At 34.1% G+C, this 23727-nt stretch carries 22 protein-coding genes and 1 pseudogene; 15 read left to right on the forward strand and 8 right to left on the reverse strand.

The genetic code is table 11. The features are described from left to right. Nucleotides 1-11 precede the first annotated feature (11 nt). The 4 genes and pseudogenes from R4Y45_RS01730 (at nt 12) to R4Y45_RS01745 (ending at nt 4709) form a co-directional block, all read left to right on the forward strand. Nucleotides 12-878, forward strand: coding sequence for a glycine betaine ABC transporter substrate-binding protein (locus R4Y45_RS01730; protein WP_339968658.1), 867 nt, complete (start codon nt 12-14; stop codon nt 876-878). Nucleotides 879-960: 82 nt separating this feature from the next. Further along, on the forward strand, nt 961-1830 hold the full coding sequence (locus tag R4Y45_RS01735; protein ID WP_339968660.1) for a glycine betaine ABC transporter substrate-binding protein: 870 nt from the start codon (nt 961-963) through the stop codon (nt 1828-1830). A 140-nt stretch (nt 1831-1970) separates the two neighbouring features. Then, nucleotides 1971-2822, forward strand: a pseudogene (locus R4Y45_RS01740) (glycine betaine ABC transporter substrate-binding protein); the annotation flags it as partial. A 144-nt stretch (nt 2823-2966) separates the two neighbouring features. Next, nucleotides 2967-4709, forward strand: a complete 1743-nt coding sequence (locus R4Y45_RS01745; RefSeq protein WP_339968662.1) for an ABC transporter permease/substrate binding protein — start codon at nt 2967-2969, stop codon at nt 4707-4709. Between the two features lie 28 nt (nt 4710-4737). Here R4Y45_RS01745 and R4Y45_RS01750 read toward each other — a convergent pair whose 3' ends face one another. Continuing rightward, nucleotides 4738-5496 carry a nitroreductase family protein gene (locus R4Y45_RS01750; RefSeq protein WP_339968664.1) on the reverse strand — a complete coding sequence of 253 codons (759 nt, stop codon included), beginning with the start codon at nt 5494-5496 and terminating at the stop codon, nt 4738-4740. Between the two features lie 149 nt (nt 5497-5645). On the opposite strand from R4Y45_RS01750, the gene R4Y45_RS01755 reads away from it, so the two are divergent. Further along, nucleotides 5646-6503: a hypothetical protein gene (locus tag R4Y45_RS01755; protein ID WP_339968666.1), complete on the forward strand. Its 858-nt coding sequence runs from the start codon at nt 5646-5648 to the stop codon at nt 6501-6503. Nucleotides 6504-6549: 46 nt separating this feature from the next. On the opposite strand, the gene R4Y45_RS01760 is transcribed toward R4Y45_RS01755, so the two are convergent. Both R4Y45_RS01760 and R4Y45_RS01765 read right to left on the reverse strand, forming a co-directional pair. Further along, the gene (locus tag R4Y45_RS01760) at nt 6550-7242 is read right to left on the reverse strand and encodes a DUF421 domain-containing protein (RefSeq protein WP_339968668.1); all 693 of its coding nucleotides are present in this window, start codon (nt 7240-7242) and stop codon (nt 6550-6552) included. A 15-nt stretch (nt 7243-7257) separates the two neighbouring features. After that, nucleotides 7258-7737 (reverse strand): DUF3290 family protein, encoded by a 480-nt coding sequence (locus R4Y45_RS01765; protein ID WP_339968670.1) that lies wholly within the window; start codon nt 7735-7737, stop codon nt 7258-7260. 157 nt (nt 7738-7894) lie between these two features. Between R4Y45_RS01765 and R4Y45_RS01770 the strand changes: the two genes are divergently transcribed. The 4 genes from R4Y45_RS01770 (at nt 7895) to R4Y45_RS01785 (ending at nt 12761) form a co-directional block, all read left to right on the forward strand. Further along, on the forward strand, nt 7895-9172 hold the full coding sequence (locus R4Y45_RS01770) for an APC family permease (protein ID WP_339968672.1): 1278 nt from the start codon (nt 7895-7897) through the stop codon (nt 9170-9172). A 245-nt stretch (nt 9173-9417) separates the two neighbouring features. Further along, nucleotides 9418-10722 carry an APC family permease gene (locus R4Y45_RS01775; protein WP_339968674.1) on the forward strand — a complete coding sequence of 435 codons (1305 nt, stop codon included), beginning with the start codon at nt 9418-9420 and terminating at the stop codon, nt 10720-10722. A gap of 231 nt (nt 10723-10953) precedes the next feature. Continuing rightward, the gene (locus R4Y45_RS01780) at nt 10954-12252 is read left to right on the forward strand and encodes an APC family permease (protein ID WP_339968676.1); all 1299 of its coding nucleotides are present in this window, start codon (nt 10954-10956) and stop codon (nt 12250-12252) included. 86 nt (nt 12253-12338) lie between these two features. After that, nucleotides 12339-12761 carry a hypothetical protein gene (locus R4Y45_RS01785; protein WP_339968678.1) on the forward strand — a complete coding sequence of 141 codons (423 nt, stop codon included), beginning with the start codon at nt 12339-12341 and terminating at the stop codon, nt 12759-12761. A 27-nt stretch (nt 12762-12788) separates the two neighbouring features. Here R4Y45_RS01785 and R4Y45_RS01790 read toward each other — a convergent pair whose 3' ends face one another. Beyond that, entirely contained in the window at nt 12789-13199 is a 411-nt protein-coding gene (locus tag R4Y45_RS01790) for a MarR family winged helix-turn-helix transcriptional regulator (RefSeq protein ID WP_339968680.1), read from the reverse strand. A 104-nt stretch (nt 13200-13303) separates the two neighbouring features. Next, a complete protein-coding gene (locus R4Y45_RS01795; RefSeq protein WP_339968682.1) occupies nt 13304-14677 on the reverse strand; it encodes a cryptochrome/photolyase family protein in 1374 nt (457 codons plus the stop codon). 192 nt (nt 14678-14869) lie between these two features. Here R4Y45_RS01795 and R4Y45_RS01800 point away from each other — a divergent pair, with 192 nt between their 5' ends. After that, the gene (locus R4Y45_RS01800) at nt 14870-15352 is read left to right on the forward strand and encodes a hypothetical protein (RefSeq protein WP_339968684.1); all 483 of its coding nucleotides are present in this window, start codon (nt 14870-14872) and stop codon (nt 15350-15352) included. Nucleotides 15353-15387: 35 nt separating this feature from the next. On the opposite strand, the gene R4Y45_RS01805 is transcribed toward R4Y45_RS01800, so the two are convergent. After that, nucleotides 15388-16173, reverse strand: coding sequence for a glucose-1-dehydrogenase (locus R4Y45_RS01805; RefSeq protein WP_339968686.1), 786 nt, complete (start codon nt 16171-16173; stop codon nt 15388-15390). 20 nt (nt 16174-16193) lie between these two features. Further along, on the reverse strand, nt 16194-17693 hold the full coding sequence (locus R4Y45_RS01810; RefSeq protein ID WP_339968688.1) for a CAP domain-containing protein: 1500 nt from the start codon (nt 17691-17693) through the stop codon (nt 16194-16196). Between the two features lie 149 nt (nt 17694-17842). Between R4Y45_RS01810 and R4Y45_RS01815 the strand changes: the two genes are divergently transcribed. The 4 genes from R4Y45_RS01815 (at nt 17843) to R4Y45_RS01830 (ending at nt 22757) form a co-directional block, all read left to right on the forward strand. Beyond that, the gene (locus R4Y45_RS01815; RefSeq protein WP_339970238.1) at nt 17843-18910 is read left to right on the forward strand and encodes a D-alanine--D-alanine ligase family protein; all 1068 of its coding nucleotides are present in this window, start codon (nt 17843-17845) and stop codon (nt 18908-18910) included. Between the two features lie 151 nt (nt 18911-19061). Then, complete coding sequence (locus tag R4Y45_RS01820; protein ID WP_339968690.1) at nt 19062-19484, forward strand: GtrA family protein; 423 nt, start codon at nt 19062-19064, stop codon at nt 19482-19484. A gap of 93 nt (nt 19485-19577) precedes the next feature. Then, complete coding sequence (locus tag R4Y45_RS01825) at nt 19578-20282, forward strand: GntR family transcriptional regulator (RefSeq protein WP_339970239.1); 705 nt, start codon at nt 19578-19580, stop codon at nt 20280-20282. Between the two features lie 111 nt (nt 20283-20393). Then, complete coding sequence (locus R4Y45_RS01830; RefSeq protein ID WP_339968692.1) at nt 20394-22757, forward strand: phosphoketolase family protein; 2364 nt, start codon at nt 20394-20396, stop codon at nt 22755-22757. A 34-nt stretch (nt 22758-22791) separates the two neighbouring features. Here R4Y45_RS01830 and R4Y45_RS01835 read toward each other — a convergent pair whose 3' ends face one another. Beyond that, nucleotides 22792-23133 carry a DUF4260 family protein gene (locus R4Y45_RS01835; RefSeq protein WP_339968694.1) on the reverse strand — a complete coding sequence of 114 codons (342 nt, stop codon included), beginning with the start codon at nt 23131-23133 and terminating at the stop codon, nt 22792-22794. Nucleotides 23134-23182: 49 nt separating this feature from the next. Here R4Y45_RS01835 and R4Y45_RS01840 point away from each other — a divergent pair, with 49 nt between their 5' ends. Next, on the forward strand, nt 23183-23725 hold the full coding sequence (locus tag R4Y45_RS01840; RefSeq protein WP_339968697.1) for a TetR/AcrR family transcriptional regulator: 543 nt from the start codon (nt 23183-23185) through the stop codon (nt 23723-23725). Nucleotides 23726-23727: the final 2 nt, after the last annotated feature.

Genomic DNA, 23727 nt, shown 5'->3' on the forward strand with positions numbered 1-23727 from the left:
TTAAGTTGTTTATGAGTAAGTTAAAAAAGATTATTGTTGGTCTTTTGATGGTAGCAATTGTTTTACCATTATCAGCGTGTTCATCTAGTGACAAATCAGCAGATTCAGCTAAAACTGTTAAGTTAGCTTATATGGAGTGGGACGATTCGGTTTCATCTACTAATGTTGTTGCTGAAGTTCTTAGAGAAATGGGTTATACAGTTGAAATGACACCATTAGATAACGCGATTGTTTGGAAATCTGTTGCTGATAGACAAGCAGACGCGATGGTTTCAGCTTGGTTACCGTTAACACATGGTCCACAGTATGACACTTATAAAAACAAAATTGATTTAATTGGCCCTAGTTTATCAGGTGCACAATCAGGATTAGTTGTGCCATCTTATATGACAGATGTTAACTCAGTAACAGATTTAGTGAACCAAGCTAACAAGACTATTACTGGGATTGAACCAGGTGCAGGAATTATGACTAGTGCTGAAAATGCTTTAAAACAATATTCAAATCTAAAAGATTGGAAGTTAATGCCTTCTTCAACGGGAGCAATGACTGCAACGTTAGATAAAGCTTACAAAAATAAAGATCAAATTGTGATTACAGGTTGGGAACCTCATTGGATGTTTACTAAGTATGACCTTAAATTCTTAGAAGACCCAGAAAAATTAATCAGCTCACCAGAAACCATTAATACTGTTGCTCGCCAAGGCCTAAAAGAAGACAAACCAGAAGTTTACAAAGTTCTTCAAAACTTCAAATGGGACATGAAAGATATTGGTGAAGTTATGCTTCAAATGAGTAACGGTAAAAAAGCTGATCAAGCTGCTAAAGAATGGATTTCACAAAACCAAGATAAAGTTAATAGTTGGAAAAATTCATAATTGTAGTATAATAATAAACGTGCGCTATCAACCGGATAGCGCATTTTTTATTGCCGAGATAAGTTGGAGGAAAAATATTTAAATGAAATTTGCTAGGAAAATTAGCATCATGTTGTCACTACTATTTGTTGGATTGAGTCTTACGGCGTGTTCCAAAAAAGAGCCACAGGCTGCCAAAGCATCGAATAAGATAACTTTGGCCTATAAAGAATGGGATGATGCCATTGCCTCAACCTTCGTTGTTGGTGAAGTGTTACAGAATATGGGTTACCAAGTTGAAATGGTACCGTTAGATAACACTTTCATGTGGAAATCTGTTGCAGATGGTAGTGCTGACGCCATGGTTACAGCGTGGTTACCGACAACCAATGGTCCAGAATACAAACGTTACAAAAATCAAGTTGATCTTATTGGTGAAAGTTTACCCGGAGGCGCAAAAGCAGGATACATCGTGCCATCTTATATGTCTGTAAACTCAATAGCTGATTTGAAAGATGAAGCTAATAAGACAATAACAGGGATGGAACCAGGTGCAGGAATCACAGCTAACGCCGAAAAAACGTTGAAACGTTACAGTAACCTAAAAGGATTTAAGTTAATGCCTTCATCTTCAGGTGCAATGTTTTCAGCACTAGATAAAGCGATTAAAAATAAAGAAGAAATCATCATTACAGGATGGATGCCTCATTGGTCATTTAATAAATATGACATCAAAATTTTGGATGATCCACAAGGAACAATCAGTGCACCTGAAACTATTTCAACTATTGCACGTAAAGGTTTGAAAGACGATAAGCCAGAAGCCTTTAATGTCCTTAAAAATTTCAAATGGGACTTAGCTGATATTAACGAAATCATGGTTAAATTAAGTGATAATGTCGATCCTAAACAAGCTGCGCATGAATGGATTGAAAAGAATCCTGAAAAAGTTGCAAGTTGGAAAGCATCTTAGTTTAAGATGAAATGATTCTTAAAAACTTCAAAAATTCTTTGAAAAAACTTCAAAACTTGCTAAAATAGAAGTGTTGATTTTCGAAAAATATCAAGGAGGAAATTTTAATGAAACTAATGAAAAAGATTTTATTAACAGCTTTTGTTGCGATTGCTGCTGTAGCTGTTACTGCTTGTTCATCAAACAACAGTAGTAGCTCAAGCAATAACAACTCAAACTCATCTAAATCAGTTAAACTTGGTTATGTTCAATGGGATAGTGAAGTAGCTTCAACGAACGTTGTTGGTCAAGTACTAAAAGACATGGGTTACAATGTTGATATTACACCACTTGAAAATTCAATTATGTGGAAATCGGTTGCTGATAAGCAAATTGATGGTATGGTATCTGCATGGTTACCAAGTACACACGCAGAACAATACAGTAAATATAAAGATAAAGTTGAATTACTAGGTGAAAACCTACAAGGTGCTAAACTTGGGTTAGTAGTTCCTAAATACATGGAAAATGTTAACTCAATTTCAGACCTTTCAGATCAAGCTAAGAAAACAATTACAGGTATCGATGCCGGTGCTGGTGTTGTAAGTGCTGCTGAAAAAACAGTTAAAGCATATGATAACTTGAAATCATGGCAAGTTCTTCCTTCTTCTTCAGGTGCTATGGCAACAGCCTTAGATAAAGCATACAAGAACAAAGAAGAAATTGTTGTAACAGGTTGGGCTCCACACTGGATGTTTGCTAAATACGACCTTAAATTCCTAGAAGATCCAAAAGGAACAATGGGTGCATCAGAAACAATTAACTCAGTTGCTCGTCAAGGTCTAAAAGACGACAAACCAGAGGTTTACAATGTTCTTAAGAACTTCAAATGGAGTAACGAAGACATTAACAGTGTAATGCTTGCAATTAGTAATGGTGAAAAACCAGAACAAGCAGCTAAAAATTGGATTGCTAACAATCAAGATAAAGTTAACTCATGGAAAAATGCTTAATTAACTAATAAAAACACTCAGGAAAATTCCTGAGTGTTTTTATTTTGGATTAATTTAAATTAATACGTGATATTTTTAAAATTATTGTTACAATGAAGGCATAAATTGATTATGTTTCAAAATTACTAGGAGGAAAAATAAAAAATGACTGCTAACATAGACGTCCCCCGGCTGCCGATAGCTGAATGGATTGACGTATTTGTGCAATGGTTTACACAAACGTTTGCACAACTGTTTAATGTTATTCAAACAATTGGACAAGGGGGTATCGACTGGATTAGCGACTTTTTAATTTGGATTAATCCATTTGTGTTAATGTTACTTATTGTTGTGACGGCTTATTACATTTCAGGTAAGAAGCTCGGACTGACAATTTTTAGCTTTCTCGGCTTGTTATTTATCTACAACCAACACTTGTGGAATGATTTAATGAGTACATTAACTTTAGTGATGGTTTCAAGTTTAATTGCACTAATTATTGGGGTTCCTTTGGGAATATTAGATGCCAAAAGTCAAACCGCATCAAAAATTATTACGCCGTTTCTTGACTTTATGCAAACGATGCCAGGATTTGTTTATTTGATTCCTGCAGTTGCTTTTTTTGGAATTGGCGTTATGCCTGGTGTTGTTTCATCAGTGATTTTTGCTTTGCCACCTGTTGTCAGAATGACCAACTTGGGGATTCATCAAGTTCCTAAGTCTTTAGTTGAGACATCTGCTTCATTTGGTTCAACAGACACACAAAGATTATTCAAACTGGATTTACCATATGCACGCAACACAATCTTAGAAGGAGCTAATCAAACAATTATGATGTCTTTATCAATGGTTGTGATTGCGTCAATGATTGGAGCTCCAGGACTTGGGCGTGGTGTATTATCTGCAGTTCAACGTGCTCAAGTGGGACACGGATTTGTTAACGGGTTAGCATTGGTGATTATGGCGATTATTATTGACCGATTTGCACATAACATCAATCGCCATATTGCTCATCGAAAACTAGCTGATACTAAAACACGAAACCACCAACATAAAGTACATATTATTGCAGCAGTGGCGCTGATGTTATTAACAGTAACTGGAGGTGTTGTACAAGCTGCAACTACCTCAGGTGCGCATTCAAAAGGTCATATTAAATTGGTTTATGTTGAATGGGACGATGCGGTGGCGACAACTAATGTGGCAGGTGAACTGTTACGTCAAGCTGGTTATGATGTTGATATTATGCCACTAGATGATGCGATTATGTGGAAGTCTGTTGCTACGAAACAAGCTGATGCAATGCTTTGTGGCTGGTTACCCACAACTCATAAACATGAATATGCTGAATACAAAGATAAGCTCGATTTGCTCGGAGCAAACTATGATAAAGCGCAAGTCGGTTTAGTTGTGCCTGATTATATGTCTGCTAATTCCATTGAAGATTTAAAAGACGAGGCCAACAAAACAATTACCGGAATCGAACCTTCTGAGTCGATTGTGGATTATGCACAAAATGCAACAAAAGAATACGCGAACTTAAAAGGTTGGCAAGTCAGCACATCTTCATCTGGTGCCATGGCTGTTGTCTTAGGACAAGCAATTAAAAACCATCAAGATGTCGTTGTGACAGGTTGGTCACCTCATTGGATGTTTGCTAAATATCACTTAAAAATTTTACAAGATCCTAAAAAAGTTATGGGTGAGTCTGAAAAAATCAATACGATTGCGCGACAAGGATTAAAAGACGATTATCCAGAAGCTTATAACTTGCTTAAAAACTTTAAATGGGATGAGCAAGATATTAGTGAAGTGATGTTAAGAATTAGAAACGGTGAAAATCCACAAGAAGTTGCAAAATGGTGGTTATCAAATCACGCATCTCGTGTACAAACTTTTAAGCAATAAAAAAAGACGACAGTTTTGTCGTCTTTTTTTATTGCCAGTCAAATCCTTGGTCTTTAAGTATTTTAGCGATATCAAGTCTTTTACCTTGAATTAAGTGACCACCTTGAGCAATTTGAGAAATAAACGAGTCAGTTCTATTGTGTGAATCACGACTAGTGTAGTAATTTTTGATGTCGGTGTCATACTCATTAAAGGATGTTGAGTTGATATGGTTTAGGTCATAACTATTTTGAAATAGTCGATGGTGATGATTTAGTTTAGGTTTAACGTCAGGATTATCATCAGGATACCCGAATGCCATCGCAAAGAGAGGGAAGGTGTATTTGGGTAGTTTTAATAACTCAATAACCTTTTGTGCATCATTCAAGATGCTACCGAGATAAACGGAACCAATTTCTAAACTCTCAGCAGCTAAGTTAGCGTTTTGAGCCATTAAAGAAGTATCAACAATCGCATTAATAAGCGAAATGGGTTTTTGATACATAAAGTGGTCTTGATTGTTAGTTTGTGCAATAGCAGTATTACGATATTCATCGGCTATGAAAACAAGCAGTAAACCATTATTAGCGACATATGATTGTCCAGAAATCTCAGCTAGTTGTTCTTTGATTACAGGGTCTGAAATTTCGATAATCGAACCAGCTTGTCTAAACTGAGTTGTTGGTGCGTTAAAACTGGCAGTTGTAATTTGCTCTTTATGAGTTTTTGAAAGGGGTTTATCTTGAAACTTGCGAATACTAGTTCGTTTGTTAATTAAATTTAGAAAATGATGACTTGGTTCTGACATAAAAAACACCTCTTGTTAAAATGATTAGCTAAGAGGTTAATCAATATTTTGTGTATTGTAAAGTGTTGTGATGGAATTTTAATGAGATTTTATAGAATATGTTATAATTTAGGAATAGTATTTAAATAAAAGGGCTGAGGTGCATATCAATGGCTACAAAAGAATTGAAAAGGTCTAAGCGGACAACATCAACAGCTAAAAAAGTTACAAAAACAAAGCCGAAGCGATTAACCGGTTTTTTAGTGAGTGACATTTTAGTGATTATACTGTCCGTTTTATTAATGGCTACTTACTTAAATCCCAATTTTGTAAAGTCTAATCTGAATAATTCAACACATATGACTAACTATATCAACCGTCAATTTGTTAAACTATCTAACTCTGTTACGACAGATCAAAATCAACTATCAGCAAAACTCTTAAATGAAGAGCAATCAAACGACGTGATGAATAATATGATTGATTACACTGCTGGTATTCACAACTTTAGAAATAATAGTTTACAAATTGCATCCGAAATCAAAACAACATTGATTAATGTGATTGATGATAGTAGTGCCACAAAAGCAAAACGCGTCAAAACAGCACTGCAAGAAAATGAACAAACTTCTCAATATGCGGTTTTAGGAACATTTGATTTAGATGGCTTAACAACCTTATCTAATGCAGTGACTCTATTTTGGATGATTGCAATTGGTGTTTTATTGATTGCTTTGATTCTATTAATTGTTATCTTAAATAGAATGAGAAAGTCAAAAATGACTTTGAAATTAGCAATCAAAGAGCTTCTATCAGTAGTTTCTCGACTAGGATTAGTTTTAACGATATTATTTATGATTTTAGCTGTTATAACTTCACTATTTGACTTTTCAGGTGTAATAGGTGAATTTGCCGCTGCAATTATTCAATATACCTCTTACTTGTCATTCAATGTCGTTTTAGCTGGGGTTGTTATGTTTATTTCTGCTAGTTTTTTATCTCTATTAACTAAGCCCTTAATCGACTAAAAAAGCTTTTCGATAATCTATCGAAAAGCTTTTTTTATTAATTAAATTAACTTTCTTCATCTGCTTTTTTTTCATCATGTTCATTCTTTTCATCATCTTCATCACCAATACCTGAGTAAGGGAAGATAACGATTTTGTGTGATAAATAATTAGCCATATAAATTTGGTTAAGTTCATAACCTCTTAGTTTAAGTTGTCTCATTAACCAATCTTCATCACGATTGATAACATCTAAAGCATCTTCATCAATTTGACCATCCATAATAATAGGATATTTAATGGTTTCATCGCCAACTTGAGTAACTGTCAATTGACCATTTTGTTCGACTACACCACGTTTAACTTTGCGGATATCAAAAGCACCTGTGGAACGTAGTTTGAAGGATAAGTCGTGAGCTGATAGACCAATACTATTTAAAACTTCGACATTGATTTTTCCATTTTTAATCACGGTTACGGGTGAACCATCGATAGCACGTTTGAAGAAGCGACTATGATTAGTTAGTAACTTAACGAATGAAACAATAAATGACCAAACTAATAAGACAATAAAGAATTGAAGTAACGTCACATCTTTACTGTAGAGCATTCCCCCGATAACCCCCCCTAGAACATAGTTTTGAAGTTGGTCAACAGCATTACTAGGTGCTAAGTTTCCTTTACCAAAGACGTTAATTTGAAGAATTACAGTTGCAAAGGCTAACGTTAATTTAAGCCCAATATCAACATAGTTTACCATTGTTTTTCCCCCTAGTTATTTATTAAAAGTAATATCTTTTGTGTTAATTAAGTTGGTTTCGGTTAAATCGTAGGAACTAACGGCGTTATCATTATTAAACTGCACTTTATAAAACCGTCCCTTGCTGCCACCAATATTCAAAATCATACCGCTAGAAAGTGAGGTTTGATTAACGAATATTTGATCAGTTTCGGTGTTTTGGTTGACCTTAACAGCATCAAGAAAAGTTTTAACTTGCGTTGAATTATTAAATGAATTGTGTGCTTGTTGAAAACTTGAATATTGATTAAGTACCAATAGAGCAGAAAAGATAACTAGTACCACTAAAATATCACGATTACGCATAGAATCTTTATTCCTAAAGTAATCAAAGGCTGTCCACGCTAAAAAGCCAAGGACAATAATAATTAGGGCGAAACGAATGATTAAGCTTAAATCGCTTTGATTCCCCTCAAAAAAGCTATATGACCAAAAATCTGTTAAAAAGTAAAACATTCTGTTCAATACTCCTTTACCTGTAGCTAAATTTAAATTACACTAATTGGTTGTGGGTAATTAAAATCATATTTTAATCACTAACATACTTATCATAACGCTATTTTAAAAAATTTTCTATTTTAAAATAGCAGTAAAAAAATAGGAGCGATTCATTTTGGATAAAGATTCAAATAAATTAGGATTTTGGAGTATCGTCCTACTTGGAATTAACGGTATTATTGGATCAGGAATATTTTTGCTGCCTAATAATGCCTATAAATCCATGGGAACAGCAAGTATTCTTGCCTTTTTATGTGCAATGATTTTAGCTTTATTTATTGCCTTAGTTATTGCTGAAAACGCCTCATTATTTAATGATGATGGCGGACCCTATCTCTATACTAAAGAAGCTTTTGGAGATTTTGTTGGTTATGAAATTGGAATTGTTAATTGGATTGCACAGATTGTCGCATTTGCAACTGTTGTGAATGGATTTGTAACGACTTTGTCAGGTGTTTCGTCAATTTTTAATGATTCGATAGTCAAAAATATTACGATTGCAATCGTCTTTTTACTGTTAGCAATTTTGAATATTAGAGGCCTTAAATTGAATCGAAATGTGAATAACATTTTGACAATTTCAAAACTAGTGCCACTAGTTCTTTTTTTAGCAATTGGTATTTTCTTTTTAAATGGGGCGCACTATCAACCAATAGTGGCTGAAGGTGTATTAGAACCAAATAACTTTTCGCAAACAATCTTTTTGATTTTTTATGCCTTCGGTGGATTTGAGTCTTTACCACTTGTAGCTGGTGAAATGAAAAACCCACGTAAGAATTTACCACGTGCGATTGTAGCAACCATTTTAATGGTTTCATTAATTTACGTTTTATTACAAATCGTTTCGATTGGAATTTTAGGAAGTGACCTTGCCAATAGCGTAGTGCCAGTACAAGATGCCTTTACTAAAATTGCAGGACCATTTGGTGGTGCAATTGTGGCTGCTGGAACGATTGTAGCTAGTGCAGGTGCTTGTGTTGCAGGCGCATTTTGGATGTCTCGTCCAGGAGTTGCGATGTCAGAAAATAAAATGCTACCGCAGTTCTTATCACAAAAAAATAAATTTGATATGCCACACTACGGAATTATAGTGTCTATGGTGATTGCGTTTCTAGTTTCATTAAGTGGCAGTTTTGTGTTCTTATCACAAATTAGTTCAGTAATTACCTTTGTTATTTTCATTCCAACCACTTTAGCGTTAATTGTTTTTAGATTTAAACATAAAGAAAGAAAAGGCGCTTTTACGGTTAAAGGTGGATTAACAATTCCTATTTTGGTTATTATTTTTAGCGTTATTTTACTGACACAGACCACTTTTGTACAATGGATTTCACTTATTTTAACATTTATGGTCGCAATTCCGTTTTATTTCGTATATTATAGAAGAAACTAACTTTTATATAGTTATCATTTAGAAAGGACGTTGAGATTGTTAATTAAAGAGACCAACTTAAAATTATTAATGACAATTCCATTTTGTTTAGTACATCATTCTAATATTTAAAACGCATATTTTAAATATTAGGAGCAGATGTATGACTTATCACCAAGTACAGGAATTTCTTTATGATCACCGACATCTTATTAAAATTGACAATTAACCGTTTAGTTATCAATAATTAATAGGAGAATGAAATTATGAAGAAATCAAATCAGAATCAAAATCAAAGTAAACTTGGCTTTTGGAGTATTGTATTACTCGGAATCAATGGTGTTATGGGTTCAGGAATTTTCTTGTTACCCAATAATGCTTACAAATCAATGGGGACAGCTAGCTTATTAGCTTTTGTCTTTGCTGCAGTATTAGTTTTATTAATCGCTTTGGTAATCGGTGAGAACGCGTCACTTTTCAAAGAAGATGGGGGACCTTACCTTTATACTAAAGAAGCTTTTGGTAATTTTGTTAGTTATGAAGTTGGAATCTTAAATTGGTTAGCACAAATTTTTGTGTTAGCCACAGTGGTTAACGGATTTATTACAACACTTGCAGGTGTTTCACCAGTTTTTGCTGGTGGTTGGGTTAAGACGGTTGCAATTATGATAACGTTCATAATTTTAATCGTATTAAATGTAAGAGGCTTAAAGTTAACTAAATATGTTAATAATTTAATGACTTTTTCAAAATTAATTCCGTTATTTTTATTTTTATGTATCGGTATTTTCTTCATTAAAGGTCAAAATTTTCAACCTTTTGCCTTATCTCAATCATTTGAGCCTGCAAACTTTGCTCAAACAGTCTTTTTAATTTTTTATGCTTTTGGTGGCTTTGAAGCGCTACCACTAGTAGCGGGTGAAATGGAAAACCCAAGAAAAAATCTCCCACGTGCTTTAATTGTGACAATTTCATTAATTTCAGCTATCTATATTGCATTACAAGTGGTTTCAATTGGTATTTTAGGACCAGATTTAGCAACGAGTGTGGTACCTGTACAAGATGCCTTTCAAAGAATTCTAGGTCCAGTTGGCGGTATTTTAGTTGCTGCTGGAACAATTATTGCGAGTGCTGGTGCTAGTGTGGCAACTGCATTTTGGACACCACGTCCAGGAATTGCATTGTCAAAAAACAAAATGCTACCAAGTTTCTTGTCTAAAGAAAACAAAAAGGGTATGCCTTACATTGGAATTATCATCACTTTAATTATTTCGATGCTAATTTCAATTAGTGGTAGTTTTGTTTACCTCTCACAAGTCAGTTCAGTAATTACATTCTTGTTATTTATTCCAACAACGTTGGCACTTGTTGTATTTAGATATACGAAAAAAGAAGAACGTACATTTAAAGTTAAAGCTGGAAAAACAGTAGCTGTACTAGCAGCAGTTATCAGTATTGGATTATTAACACAAGCTTCACTTGATCAATTTTTAGCGGTATTGATTGTGTTAATCTTAGCAATTCCATTTTACTTTATTTATGCTAGAAAAAATAATACAGAGAAAGGATAAAAAAACATGGAAACAGGACACCTGATGTCGGTTCTTTTTGCTTGATGTATTGGCGCTCCTAAGCCGTGAATCAAGTAAAAAATAAATTTAAAGGAGCCAGTAGTTATGAAAACTCAATTGCAAAACAGTATACAAAATAAATTAGAAATGGCACTTACTCATTATTATTGGCGTTACTATCAAAACAACTAAGAAAACAAATTAAATAATTTTTGATAGGAGTGCTTTAAAATGGGAAAAAGTGAACAAAAAGAAAAGAATAAGTTAGGTTTTTGGAGTATTGTATTAATTGGTATTAACGGAATTATAGGATCAGGAATTTACTTGATTCCAAATTCTGCCTACGGAAAAGTTGGGACGTTAAGTCTACTTACTTTCTTATTAGCTGCGATACTTGTTTTAACCGTAGCTTTATCTATTGCTCAAAACGCATCTTTATTTAAAGAAGATGGTGGACCATACTTATACGCTAAAGAAGCTTTTGGTGATTTTGTCGGATACATTGTTGGATTATTGAATTGTATGTTGCAGATTACTATCTTAGCAACTATCATTAGCGGATTAGTTAAAATTTTGGGAGGTTCATTATCGTTTTTAAGTGGAGAACTCACCCAAAAGATACTAACAATTGCCATTTTTGCTGTATTAGCAATTATTAATTTATCAGGTGTAACATTAGCGAAGTACATTAATAACATCATGACAATCGCAAAACTGTTACCATTAGTTTTATTTATCGTTATCGGTGTCTTTTTCATTAATCAAGGAAACTACACCCCAATCGTACCAACACAGGGCATTAGCTTTGATAGTTTTTCACAAGCTATCTTATTGATTTACTTCGCATTTGGTGGATTTGAATCATTACCACTAATTGCCGCTGACATGAAAAATCCAAAACGTAATCTACCACGTGCATTAGTAACAATTATTGCACTAGTTTCAGCGTTTTACATCTTGCTACAAGCGGTTTCAATCGGAATCTTAGGAACCGAGTTAGCTCAAAATACAGTACCTGTTCAAGCCGCATTCGGTCGTATTTTAGGACCTATTGGATCAGGAATTGTTGCTGTAGGTAGTGTTGTTTCGATGGCAGGTGCTGCTATGGCTGTTGCTTTTTGGGCACCAAGACCAGTTGGAGCTATGGCCCAAAATGATATGCTACCTAAAGTGTTAGCTAAGAAAAATTCTAAAAACGTTCCCGCAGTAGCTATCATTGTGACATACGCATTATCAATGTTATTGTCATTGTCTGGTGGATTCGAAATTTTATCACAATTAACATCAGTGATTTCCTTAGTGATTTTCTTACCAACGACACTTTCTGTAATGGTCTTTCACTTCACTAAAAAAGATGTTGAACGTCCAGTTAACATTAAAGGAAGCCTATACATTGCTGGGTTTGCGACAATTTTAATCGTTATTTTGTTAACTCAAACATCAGCAGTTCAGTTGATGAGTGCGGGTGCAGCAATTGTCTTTTCAGCAATTATGTACTTCATCACTCAAAAATCACGTAAAAAAGCTTAAGATAATTTAAAGAGTACCCATAATTGGGTACTCTTTTTTTCTAACATGTTACAGTTGAAAGGACTTATATTAATGGAGGAATTATTATGGAAAGTTTGTCAAAGTTTAAATCAATCTATTTATGGCTGTTTATTGTGGGGATTGTCTCATTAATCATACCAGCTGCAAATATCTTTTTTATTACAACTGCAATTTTAATTTTAGGAACAGTTTATATTATCGCTAAATCACCTAAAGACGCGGTTAAAAAACGAGGCGCAATTGTATTATTGGTTGGGGCAATATTTACAATTTTAGCTTTTGTATTATTTCAAGCTGTTCACATCGATTCAGAATTACTTAAACAATTACAACAAAATTCACAAGCTATCGATGAGCAAAAATTATCGCAATATATAATGGCGATGTTACCTGGTTTCATCGTAGCTTTTATCGGATGGGTGATTCGTATCGTAGGTGTTGTGTTGTCATTTAAAGAATATCGCTATTTAAAAAAAGAAGAGGCCTAAAGAGGCTTCTTCTTTTTTTAGTTAAGTTTACTTATTAATGTAATAATTCAATATTTTTTCAAATGTTTTCAGCTCTTCAATCGAAAAATTATCATATAATTCGACTTGTTCTTGCTTCATATAAACTTTAATAGAATCTAATAGTGATTTTGATTTCTCTGTTAAATAAATAAACTTTTGACGACTATCATCGGGATTTTCTAAACGATATATCAGGTCTTTTTTTTCCATCAATTTTAGTAAGTTAGTTGCCGTTGAGCGTTTAACGACAAATTCATGTTCAATTTCTTTTTGTAGTGTTGGTCCTTTTGCCAGACTAATAAAATCCAAAATTGACATTTGAGTACTCGTTAAATCGTATTGAGCAGCAAAAGTATTAAAACTTCTAGTCAAGTTATTTGATGCAATTTTGAGTAGACGACTCATATTTTTCTTCATAAATACCTCCTAGATTTTCGCTAGTTGACTAACAAATCAGTAGTTTAACGATTTATAAAACTAATGTCAATAAAAAAACCGCTCAAATATGAGCGGTTAAAAAATTATCCCTTAAAAGCATCTAGTGCACGCTGACGTGCAAACTTATGGTCGACAATTTCTTGTGGATAATTCAAATCTTTGCGTTGGTTTTCTGTTGGTTTGTGGATATCTTTATTTGATAAACTCCCTAGTTCGGGTAAGTATTGACGAATGAACTTTCCTTGAGGGTCAAATCGTTCACTTTGAGTTGTTGGATTAAAAATTCTAAAGTAAGGTGCAGCATCAGTTCCCGTTGAGGATGCCCATTGCCAGCCCCCAATATTTGATGCAGAATCATAATCAATCAATTGTTCACTGAAATATTTCTCACCCCAACGCCAATCAATTAATAAGTCTTTTGTTAAAAAGGAAGCGACAACCATTCTTAAGCGATTATGCAATTCACCAGTTGCTTTGAAATGTCTCATTGCAGCATCCACAAGTGGATAACCAGTTTCGCCATTTTTCCATTTGTTAAAGTCTTCTTCACTGTAGCGCCATTTAATATTGCGATATTCTGATTTGATTTCAAGATCATTAGCTTCTGGGTTGAAAGCATAAACCATATTATAAAAATCTCGCCAGCAAAGTTGGCGAATGAAAGCTTGTTTAGCATCGCTTTCTGGGGCATGTTGGACTAATCGCCAATACACTTCACGAATAGAAATCAAGCCTGTTGTTAAATCTTTTGATAAATCACTTGTACCATTTAAAGCAGGAAAATCACGGTCCTTTGGATAATCATCTAAACGATTATCAATGAAGTCATCGTAAGATTGGCGGACTTTTTTTAAATCAATATTATCGAATTGATGAGCTTGTTCAATTAGCTGTTGAAACTTTTGCTTACCTTGTTTGAAGAGTTCAGATTCTTGCTTTTGAATAGCCAATTCTTGAAACTTAGCTAAATCCGTTTTTTGAAAAGGTGGTTTGGTTAGTTTTTTCCATTGATTATAGTAAGGTGTAAAGACTTTAAACGGTGTTTCATCTTTTTTTAGTAATTCGTGAGCACCAATTAAATGATGATCCATAAATCCATGAAAAGCAATCTGATGATTTTGTGCTACTTTTTGAATAAGATGATCGCGTTTTAGCCCGTAACCACGTTCAGAAATATTAGTATAAATTGCAGTTGCATCAGGAAATTCTGCCAGTAATTGATCAAAACTTTCTTCAGTATCACCTGCAATAAAGTGCAAAGGTTGATTAATTTGAGTTAAATTGTTATTGAATGATTGAACTGATTGGAAGAAGTAATCTTGGCTTTTACTATCTTCAAGTAACTGTGGGTGATTAATTTGAAACACACACATTAAAGGTTGATTTGTTTTCATTGCCTCAATCAATGCAGTATTGTCGTTGAGTCTTAAATCGTTTTTGAACCAAACAATTATCATAAAAATACCTCCATAATAGTCATTAATTTTATTTTAGCATTATTGAAATTATTTTTTGCAAATTAACTCCATAAAAAATGAATGCAATTATTTTAAGTCGCTATAAAAACGATTTTTCGCAAAATTTTATTACACAAATGACAATATAAATGGTACGATAATAATTGATAAATACACGACGGAGGGGTTTCCATGTCAAAGACAGTTCGCGAACTTTCAGAAGAACTTGGCGTTTCAAAAACGACAATCAACAAACTACTTAAAGATGAAAGTAGACAACAATATGTTGAAAAAGTAGGTAACAAATTTGTGATTTCAGATGAAGGTGTTGCTTCAATTACAGCACATTTTGAAAAGTCTGATTCATCAAAAGCTAAGCCTAAATCAAAGGCTAAAACAACTGCTAAAAAAGAAGCACCAGTTGTTGAAGAAGTAGCTCAAGACGATAAAGCAGAAGTAGCACCAGCTGAAGACTCAGCAAAAGTTACAGAGCTTGAGGCAGAACTTGAACAAGCTAAAGCAGAGCTTGAAAAAACAAAAGAAGCTTTAGAAGAAAAAGAATCAGAATTAACTCAAAAAGATGATAAAATTGATTCACTTAAAGATAAAGTTTCAGAAGTTAAAGAAGCAACTTCATCACAAAAGAAATCAAAACCTTGGTGGAAAATTTGGTAAAAAAAATAATCGCATATAAATATGCGATTATTTTTTTATCCTTTACCGTCCATAAAAGCAGGATAAAGGGTCATACCACCATCAACGAATAAAGTGATACCCGTTACGTATTTCGATTCATTTGAAGCCAACCATGCAGCCGCTGCGGCAACATCTTTTGGTTCACCAATTTCTTTCATTGGAATCATGTTAGTTGTTTCTTCAAGTTGTTTTGGATCATCAAATTTTTCGGCGTTGATTGGCGTTTTAATTGCCCCAGGTCCAATATTATTAACTCGAATATGATGACGAGCGTATTCAGATGCCATGGTTTGTGTAAGCAACTTAACGCCACCTTTACTTGCAGAATAATGAGCAAAAGTAGGCCATGGAATTTGTTCATGTACACTAGAAATGTTAATAATGCTACCCGGTTTATCTTCATCTAAGAAGTGGTTAAGAGCTTTTTGACTACCTAAGAAAGTTCCAGTTAGGTTAACATCGATAACTCGTTGCCAATCTTTGAGTGTTAGTTTTTTGGTTTCATGTTTGTTTTCCATACCAGCATTATTTACCCAAACATCAAGTCTGCCAAATTCTGATACGGCGGTTTCAAGTAAGTGTGAAACGCCTTCTTCTGTTGAAATATCAGCATGGATTGCAATAGCATCGCCACCATGTTTTTTGATTAAATCAACAACTTTTTGAGCTCCTTTTTCATCAGAATTGTAATTAATAACAACTTTCATGCCTTCTTCACCAAATCGACGACTGATAGCTGTGCCAATTCCTTTTGAACCACCGGTGACAACGGCAACTTTTTGATTTAAATCTTGATACATAAATATAACCTCCTATTGATTTACTGACTAATTTGCTTAACCCATTGTTTTGGTCCTAAGTAGTACCAAATTTCTTGACCCACTGTAATTGTTTGACCATACGGGAGCGTTTCGCCAACATTTAAAAAGTGATAAGTAGATTCACGTTGGCTAGGATAAGGACTTGTATAGACTTGACGATCAAGCATTCTAGAAGAAATGTCAATTAATCCAGCTTTGATATCTGGATTTGAAAATTCAAAGAAATCTTTGAACCATTGATCATAACCTAAATTATAAACAGTATCGCCATCTTGATAAGAACGGCCAAAAACTAAATATTGAAAATTATTGCGAGGGGCTAAAGAATCACGAATCGATTCTGCTTTTTTCATTAAAGCTTCGCGAGATTTATTCGGTGAAATTTCAATTTTTGGTGTTTGTGTCGTTGGCTTTGTTTGAGGCGTTGGTTTTGGGGTTGGCGTTTGGTTTTTAACTGCCTCATCATCAGTTAATTTAATTTCAGGTTGATTAGCAGCAACTTGGTTAAATAACTTAAAGTTATAACTGTAGACACCTTCGACATCTACGTAGTATTCATGTGTTGAAACTAGGGGTAAATCACCTGGTGAAAAAGTCAAAATAGTGTGGAAGTTACCAAATTGATCTTGGCTATAGTTTGAAACATTTTGAGCTTCTACAATTTGACCAGTATCAACATCTTTGATTGTGATTTTTGGCGTTGTGAAAATCGCTTTATCAGATAAATAAATTGACCAAGGTGTGTTGCGACTGTTTACCATTTCAATTGGAAATAGTGTACTTGCTGGGTAAGTCACCGTACTTTTTGAAGGTTGTTTAAAAATATCATCACCATACATCACAGGTTGTACAAAATAACGAAAACCATTATTACCATAAGCTGCACCAATTCCAGTTTTGCTAATACGTGTTGACAGTAACCAAGCTCGATGACCCGTATCATTTCCAGATAAATTATAGTTATCGCGAACTAAGTCGGTAATAACATCTCCGGCACTTTGATCATAAATGTTAAAGTTCAGGTTAGATGAGTTGGAAACTTGCTGAGCAATTCGCCAATCTTCATCAGAAATAAAATCTGGCTTGTTAGCATTAGGTAAGCCATGTTGATTTTTGAAAGGGGTTGCTTGTGCTGCTGCCATAATTGAAGCCGTTAATTGGGCATCATTATTTTCTTCGGGTAAAGAAGTGATAGCAGGCAATCCAAATAAATCGCGGTAATAGTTGATATAAGCAATAGTATTAGAAATATAACTATCCGGTAATTTTCCGGCTTTAAACGGTTCGACTAAGCTTGGGACATCTTGATAAAGTGTCTGTGAGTTAATCGATGTTTTATCTAAGCTATTATAGCGTGATTGAATGTTTTCAACTTGTTGTTTTTCAGCTTTTGTAAATGTTGCCGCTTCTGGCTGATTATTTTGAGTACTGATGAGTAAAGTTACTGAAAATAACGCACCAAAAAGCAGTAAGCTCTTTTTCTTTTTAACGTGAATCATAAAAACACTCCTCCTATTACTGACATTATAAGCAAAAATTGTCAGAAAAGTTAACTTTAAAGTTTATAATTTAAAAAATATTTTTGAATTAAATTAACTCGTAGTATAATACAACCATACTACAGGAATGAACTGAGAGGAAATTTTAGATAATGAAAAAAACTAAGGTTGGCTTGATTTTCGGTGGAAACTCTTCTGAATACGAAGTATCCGTACAATCAGCTAAAAATATTTATGAAGCAATCGATAAAACCAAATACGAAGTTTACCCAATGGCATTGACACAAGCAGGATTTATGGTGGATTTAGAAACATCAAAACAACTATTTGATAATCCGCGTCTTGAAGTGGAAAACAAAGCTGCTGTTGCAAATATTGCAAATATCACACAACTAGGCGATTACCAAGACGTTGATGTTTTCTTTCCAATTGTTCACGGTAACATCGGAGAAGATGGGGCTTTACAAGGATTATTTAGAATTTTAGATAAACCATTTGTTGGATCAGACGTCTTAAGTACAGCAGTGACAATGGATAAAGACTTCACTAAAATTATCGCACAACGTGCAGGGATTCAAGTTGCCGATTGGGTAATTGTAAAACGTCATACCAAAGATGATTGGACTTATGACAAAGTATCACAAAAACTAGGGTCAACGGTTTTCATTAAACCATCAAACCAAGGATCTTCTGTTGGAATTAGCAAAGCGACTGATGAAGAAAGCTTCAATAAAGGCCTTGCAGAGGCTTTTGAATATGACGACAAGGTACTTGTTGAAGAAGCGATTAATGGCGTTGAAATCGAAGTTGCTGTTTTAGGAAATGAAAATCCTAAAGCTAGTGGTGTTGGTCAAATCACAACACCTGAAGGCGAGTTTTATAGCTATGAAAATAAATACATTGATGAATCAGGTGCAACTTTAACTATTCCTGCACCTATTTCAGATGAACTGACTCAAGAAGTTAAAGCGGAAGCTTTGAAGGTTTATGATATTTTAGAATGTTCAGGACTTGCTCGTGTTGACTTTATGTTACAAAAATCAGATTCAAAAATTATTTTTAATGAGTTAAATGCGTTACCAGGATTTACTAATATTAGTATGTATCCAAAATTGTTTGAACTTGAAGGTATTAGTTACCCTGATTTAATTGATCACCTAATCACTTATGCACAAGCTCGTTTTGCACATAAGAAAGAATTACATCATACTCGCTAAAGAAATCGCTGCTTAATTAAGCAGCGATTTTTTAAAGCGTAAGTTTTCTTAAAGCTTAAACGAATAATCTTTGGAAAAATAGTCGGAAAGCGTTAGAATATGAAAGTATGCAAAACGCATAAATTACATAATCGGAATAGGAAGAAAATTCATGTCGCCTGTAACTCAACGTACAAAAATTAATCGAGATTTTATTATTTATTGTTTAATTGGTGTCAGTGGCTTGGTCGTTGATTTTGGAAGCTTTTACATCTTACATACTATAATTGAGTCAACCCAAGTAGCCAACTTTATTAGTTCAACACTTGGATTGACCTCGAACTTCTTTTTAAATGCACACTTTAATTTCAAAGTAAAAGATAACTTGTTGAAACGTTATCTGAATTATTATGTTGTTGGACTGGTTGGAATTTTATTTAGTAACTTGATTTTGTTTATTTTTACGACGAAGTTAGGTTACAATGTCTTTATAATCAAACTGTTTGCGTTAGGAGTTGTGACAGTCGCACAATATACCTTTAACAAATTTGTCACTTTCAAACAAACAGCAGATGACGAAGTAACGGATAATTAAATTTTACAAAAAAACGTAATCAAATCTTGAACTTTGATTACGTTTTTTTTGGAGGGAACTTTTGTGGAAAAAAGCTTAATTTATAAAAAAATCATGCATGAATTACAAGAACAGATTTTAAATGGGGATTATCAAGAAACGATGAAACTACCGGATGAACGAACTTTGAGTCAAACTTTTGACGTTAGCCGTAGTTCAATTAAACGGGCTTTAAAGTTATTGGCTGACAAGGGTGCTGTTTTTCAAAAACGAGGATCCGGAACGTTTATTAATCCCTTATTTGTTAAAAATGATTCCGTTTTTCATTATAAAAACGGTTCTAACTTAGGAATTAGTGACAGTTTTCAAATGAATGGACAATCGCCTAAAATCAAGTTGTTGTCGTTTAATGTTGAACGTTGTCCTAAAGAATTAGCCAAAGATTTATTCATTAAAGATACGGATTTTGTCTATGCTTTCAAACGATTACGGTCATTTGACGAGCAGTCGTTTATGATTGAAACAGGTTATATTCCAATTAAAATTTTGCCACAATTAGAAGAAAAAACGCTAACTGAATCGCTATTTAAGTATGTCGAACAAGTTAAAAAGCAAGGGGTTACCAAGTCTTATCTTACAATTGGTGTTAGCCCTTCAAATGAGGAAGATCGAACAGAGTTGAATTTGTTATCAACAGAACCAGTTGGGACGCTTTCAGGTATTTTCTTCTTGGATGATGGAACACCATTTGAGTATTCACAAATGCGGTTGCGTTATGATTATATGAATTATCACACCTTCGTTTCGTTAGAAGATTAAGATTTTTTAAATTGGTACGCACCTTTTTTGTAAATGGTTGACTAATAACGTCATCAAACTTTATACTAAGGTTACCAAATCAAAGCGAAATTATTTCGGAGGAAGAATTACATGGTAGATTACAATTCAAAACAATATTTTGATTTAATGACAAAATACTGGCGTGCAGTGAACTACGTTTCAGTCGGTCAACTGTACTTGAAAGACAATCCATTGCTAAAAAGACCACTTGAAGCTGAAGATTTAAAAATCCACCCAATCGGTCACTGGGGAACAATTTCTGGTCAAAACTTCATTTATACACATTTAAACCGTGTGATTAACAAGTATGACTTAGACATGTTCTACATCGAAGGACCTGGTCATGGTGGACAAGTAATGGTTTCAAATGCTTACCTAGATGGTTCTTATTCAGAAATCTATCCTGAAGTTTCTCGCGATGAAGCCGGAATGACTAAATTATTCAAACAATTTTCATTCCCAGGTGGAGTGGCTTCTCATGCTGCTCCAGAAACACCAGGTTCAATCCACGAAGGTGGAGAACTAGGTTATGCACTTTCACATGGTGTTGGTGCAATTTTAGATAATAAAGATACTATTTCAGCAGTTGTAATTGGTGATGGTGAAACTGAAACTGGCCCATTGGCTGCTTCATGGTTCTCAAATGTATTCATCAACCCTGCTAAAGATGGTGCCGTTTTACCAATTGTACACATGAATGGTTACAAAATTTCAAACCCAACTATTCTAGCACGTAAAACAGATGCAGAACTCACACAATACTTTGAAGGTATGGGCTGGAAACCTTACTTTGTTGAAGGTGACGACGCTGACAAATTAAACCCTGAAATGGCTAAAGTGATGGATCAAGCGATTGAAGAAATCAAAGCTATTCAAGAAAATGCACGTCGTGAAGGTGCCGAAAATGTCACTCGTCCTAACTGGCCAGTGCTAATTGTACGTACACCAAAAGGTTGGACAGGACCAAAAACATGGGATAACAATGTGATTGAAGGCTCATTTAGAGCTCACCAAATTCCAATTCCTGTTGACCAACATCATATGGAACATGTGGGTGCTTTAACTGACTGGTTAAACTCATATGGCCCAGAAGAATTATTTGATGAAAACGGTCGCTTAATTCAAGAATTAGAAGACCTTACACCAAAAGGTAATCGCCGTATGGCAATGAACCCAATTACAAATGGTGGAATTAATCCTAAACCACTTAAAATGCCAGATTACCGTAAATACGCCTTAGACAACTCAAAACGTGGACAAGTTGTGGCTCAAGATATGTTGGTTATGAGTGACTTTATTGGTGATATTATTCGTCAAAATCCAGATAACTTCCGTTTATTTGGTCCTGATGAAACAATGTCAAACCGTTTATACGATGCGTTTGAAGCTTCACCTCGTCAATGGCTAGAAGCAACTGAACCAGGTGTTGATCAATACATTAGCCCTGAAGGTCGTATTATTGATTCTCAATTATCAGAACATCAAGCAGAAGGACTACTAGAAGGGTATGTGCTAACTGGTCGTCATGGATTCTTCTCATCATATGAAGCGTTCTTGCGTGTCGTTGATTCAATGATTACACAACACTTCAAATGGTTACGTAAAGCTAATGAAATGCCTTGGCGTAAAAAATATCCATCATTGAACGTACTAGCAACATCAACTTCATTTCAACAAGACCACAATGGTTATACTCACCAAGATCCAGGTATTATTACGCACTTGGCTGAGAAAAAACCTGAATACATTCGTCAATACTTACCAGCTGACGCTAACAGTTTATTAGCTGTGATGGACAAGACACTTCGTTCAGAAGAAAAAGTGAACTTGATTGTTGCTTCAAAACAACCTCGTCCACAATTCTACAGTATTGAAGAAGCAGCTGAATTGGTAGATAAAGGTCTTAAAGTGATTGACTGGGCTTCAACTGATAATGGTGAAGAACCTGATGTTGTGATTGCTGCAAGTGGTATGGAACCAAACGTTGAATCACTAGCTGCAATTTCAATCTTGCATGAACAATATCCAGACCTAAAAATTCGTTTTGTAAACGTTGTGGATATTATGAAACTTCGTTCACAAAAATTTGACCCTCGCGGGTTAAGTGATGATGAATTTGACCGTATTTTTACTAAAGATAAACCTGTTATCTTTGCTTTCCATGGTTACGAAACCTTAATTCGTGATTACTTCTTTGACCGCACAAACCATAATGTTTTCCCTCACGGTTACCGTGAAAATGGTGATATTACAACCCCATTTGATATGAGAGTTGTAAATGAATTAGACCGTTTCCACTTAGCACAAGATGTGGCTAACCAAGTATATGGTACAAAAGCAGCAGGATTTTCAAGTAAGATGGATAGCATTTTACAAAAACACCACGATTACATTCGTGATATTGGTGATGATCTTCCTGAAGTACAAGAATGGGAATGGAAACCATTAAATTAATAAAAAAAGAGAACGCTTAAAGCGTTCTCTTTTTTTAATTGAGATGAGTAGATTTAAAACTAGTCGTATATTTCAAACCATATCCTAAGCTTCTATCAGCAAAGATGTGTGAGTAAAGGATAATAGCAAACATTATAAATAAATCATTGCTTGCCATTAATCCAATAACAACTAAAATTGATGGTAGAATTAAATTATGAACACTATTATAGCTGTAAGCACCAATTTTACTGTTGATAAGATAGCCAATCATTGATAAATCAGGTGTTAATATCAATAATAAAAATAGCCACAAATTAAAGTGAAAAACGGAAAAGTAGGTAAATAAACTGACGACTAATAGACTAAGCATTTCTAATTTCAAAAGTGTTTTCATATTATCTCTGCTTTCTTTTATGTAACTAACAAGATGGAGGTTTTTATTCATGAAACAAGATTTACGTTCTTATAAAACTGAAAAGGCAATTAAATCGTCATTTTTTAATCTTTTGCGTAAAGAATCATTTAACAATATATCTGTTATCAATATTGTGAGATTAGCTGAGGTAGGTCGTCCTACTTTTTATAATCATTACATAGATAAATATGATTTATTAAACAATATTATCAAAGACTATGGAGATATTTTTAGGACGCTTATTAGTCAAAGATTCAAAGAAAAAGATATAGATAAAACACTCTATCAAGTTGCTGATTTTTTAATAGCTAATAAAAAAGAAATAAATTTGTTAAAAACAATAGATGCCCCCAATATTATTCATGAATTTAATGTCATTTTGGAATCTGAATTTAAGAAGTCTATTCCAAATAATCTCAATAAATTACCTATTGACTATGTAAAGGAGTTGTATATTTCGATTTCAATGGTGTTTATTAATCATGCTCTTAATACAGATGAGATTAATGAAGATGTGATTGAGAGTTTAAATCAGATTCAAAGAGACTTAAATTTTAATTCTGATGATTGATA

The sequence above is a fragment of the Holzapfeliella saturejae genome (assembly GCF_037546065.1).
GTDB classification, from domain to species: domain Bacteria; phylum Bacillota; class Bacilli; order Lactobacillales; family Lactobacillaceae; genus Holzapfeliella; species Holzapfeliella saturejae.

Coding starts and splice junctions, on each gene's coding strand:
- R4Y45_RS01730 (WP_339968658.1), top strand. CDS start 12: ATGAGTAAGTTAAAAAAGATTATTGTTGGTCTTTTGATGGTAGCAATT.
- R4Y45_RS01735 (WP_339968660.1), top strand. CDS start 961: ATGAAATTTGCTAGGAAAATTAGCATCATGTTGTCACTACTATTTGTT.
- R4Y45_RS01745 (WP_339968662.1), top strand. CDS start 2,967: ATGACTGCTAACATAGACGTCCCCCGGCTGCCGATAGCTGAATGGATT.
- R4Y45_RS01750 (WP_339968664.1), bottom strand. CDS start 5,496: ATGTCAGAACCAAGTCATCATTTTCTAAATTTAATTAACAAACGAACT.
- R4Y45_RS01755 (WP_339968666.1), top strand. CDS start 5,646: ATGGCTACAAAAGAATTGAAAAGGTCTAAGCGGACAACATCAACAGCT.
- R4Y45_RS01760 (WP_339968668.1), bottom strand. CDS start 7,242: ATGGTAAACTATGTTGATATTGGGCTTAAATTAACGTTAGCCTTTGCA.
- R4Y45_RS01765 (WP_339968670.1), bottom strand. CDS start 7,737: ATGTTTTACTTTTTAACAGATTTTTGGTCATATAGCTTTTTTGAGGGG.
- R4Y45_RS01775 (WP_339968674.1), top strand. CDS start 9,418: ATGAAGAAATCAAATCAGAATCAAAATCAAAGTAAACTTGGCTTTTGG.
- R4Y45_RS01780 (WP_339968676.1), top strand. CDS start 10,954: ATGGGAAAAAGTGAACAAAAAGAAAAGAATAAGTTAGGTTTTTGGAGT.
- R4Y45_RS01785 (WP_339968678.1), top strand. CDS start 12,339: ATGGAAAGTTTGTCAAAGTTTAAATCAATCTATTTATGGCTGTTTATT.
- R4Y45_RS01790 (WP_339968680.1), bottom strand. CDS start 13,199: ATGAAGAAAAATATGAGTCGTCTACTCAAAATTGCATCAAATAACTTG.
- R4Y45_RS01795 (WP_339968682.1), bottom strand. CDS start 14,677: ATGATAATTGTTTGGTTCAAAAACGATTTAAGACTCAACGACAATACT.
- R4Y45_RS01800 (WP_339968684.1), top strand. CDS start 14,870: ATGTCAAAGACAGTTCGCGAACTTTCAGAAGAACTTGGCGTTTCAAAA.
- R4Y45_RS01805 (WP_339968686.1), bottom strand. CDS start 16,173: ATGTATCAAGATTTAAATCAAAAAGTTGCCGTTGTCACCGGTGGTTCA.
- R4Y45_RS01810 (WP_339968688.1), bottom strand. CDS start 17,693: ATGATTCACGTTAAAAAGAAAAAGAGCTTACTGCTTTTTGGTGCGTTA.
- R4Y45_RS01820 (WP_339968690.1), top strand. CDS start 19,062: ATGTCGCCTGTAACTCAACGTACAAAAATTAATCGAGATTTTATTATT.
- R4Y45_RS01825 (WP_339970239.1), top strand. CDS start 19,578: ATGCATGAATTACAAGAACAGATTTTAAATGGGGATTATCAAGAAACG.
- R4Y45_RS01830 (WP_339968692.1), top strand. CDS start 20,394: ATGGTAGATTACAATTCAAAACAATATTTTGATTTAATGACAAAATAC.
- R4Y45_RS01835 (WP_339968694.1), bottom strand. CDS start 23,133: ATGAAAACACTTTTGAAATTAGAAATGCTTAGTCTATTAGTCGTCAGT.
- R4Y45_RS01840 (WP_339968697.1), top strand. CDS start 23,183: ATGAAACAAGATTTACGTTCTTATAAAACTGAAAAGGCAATTAAATCG.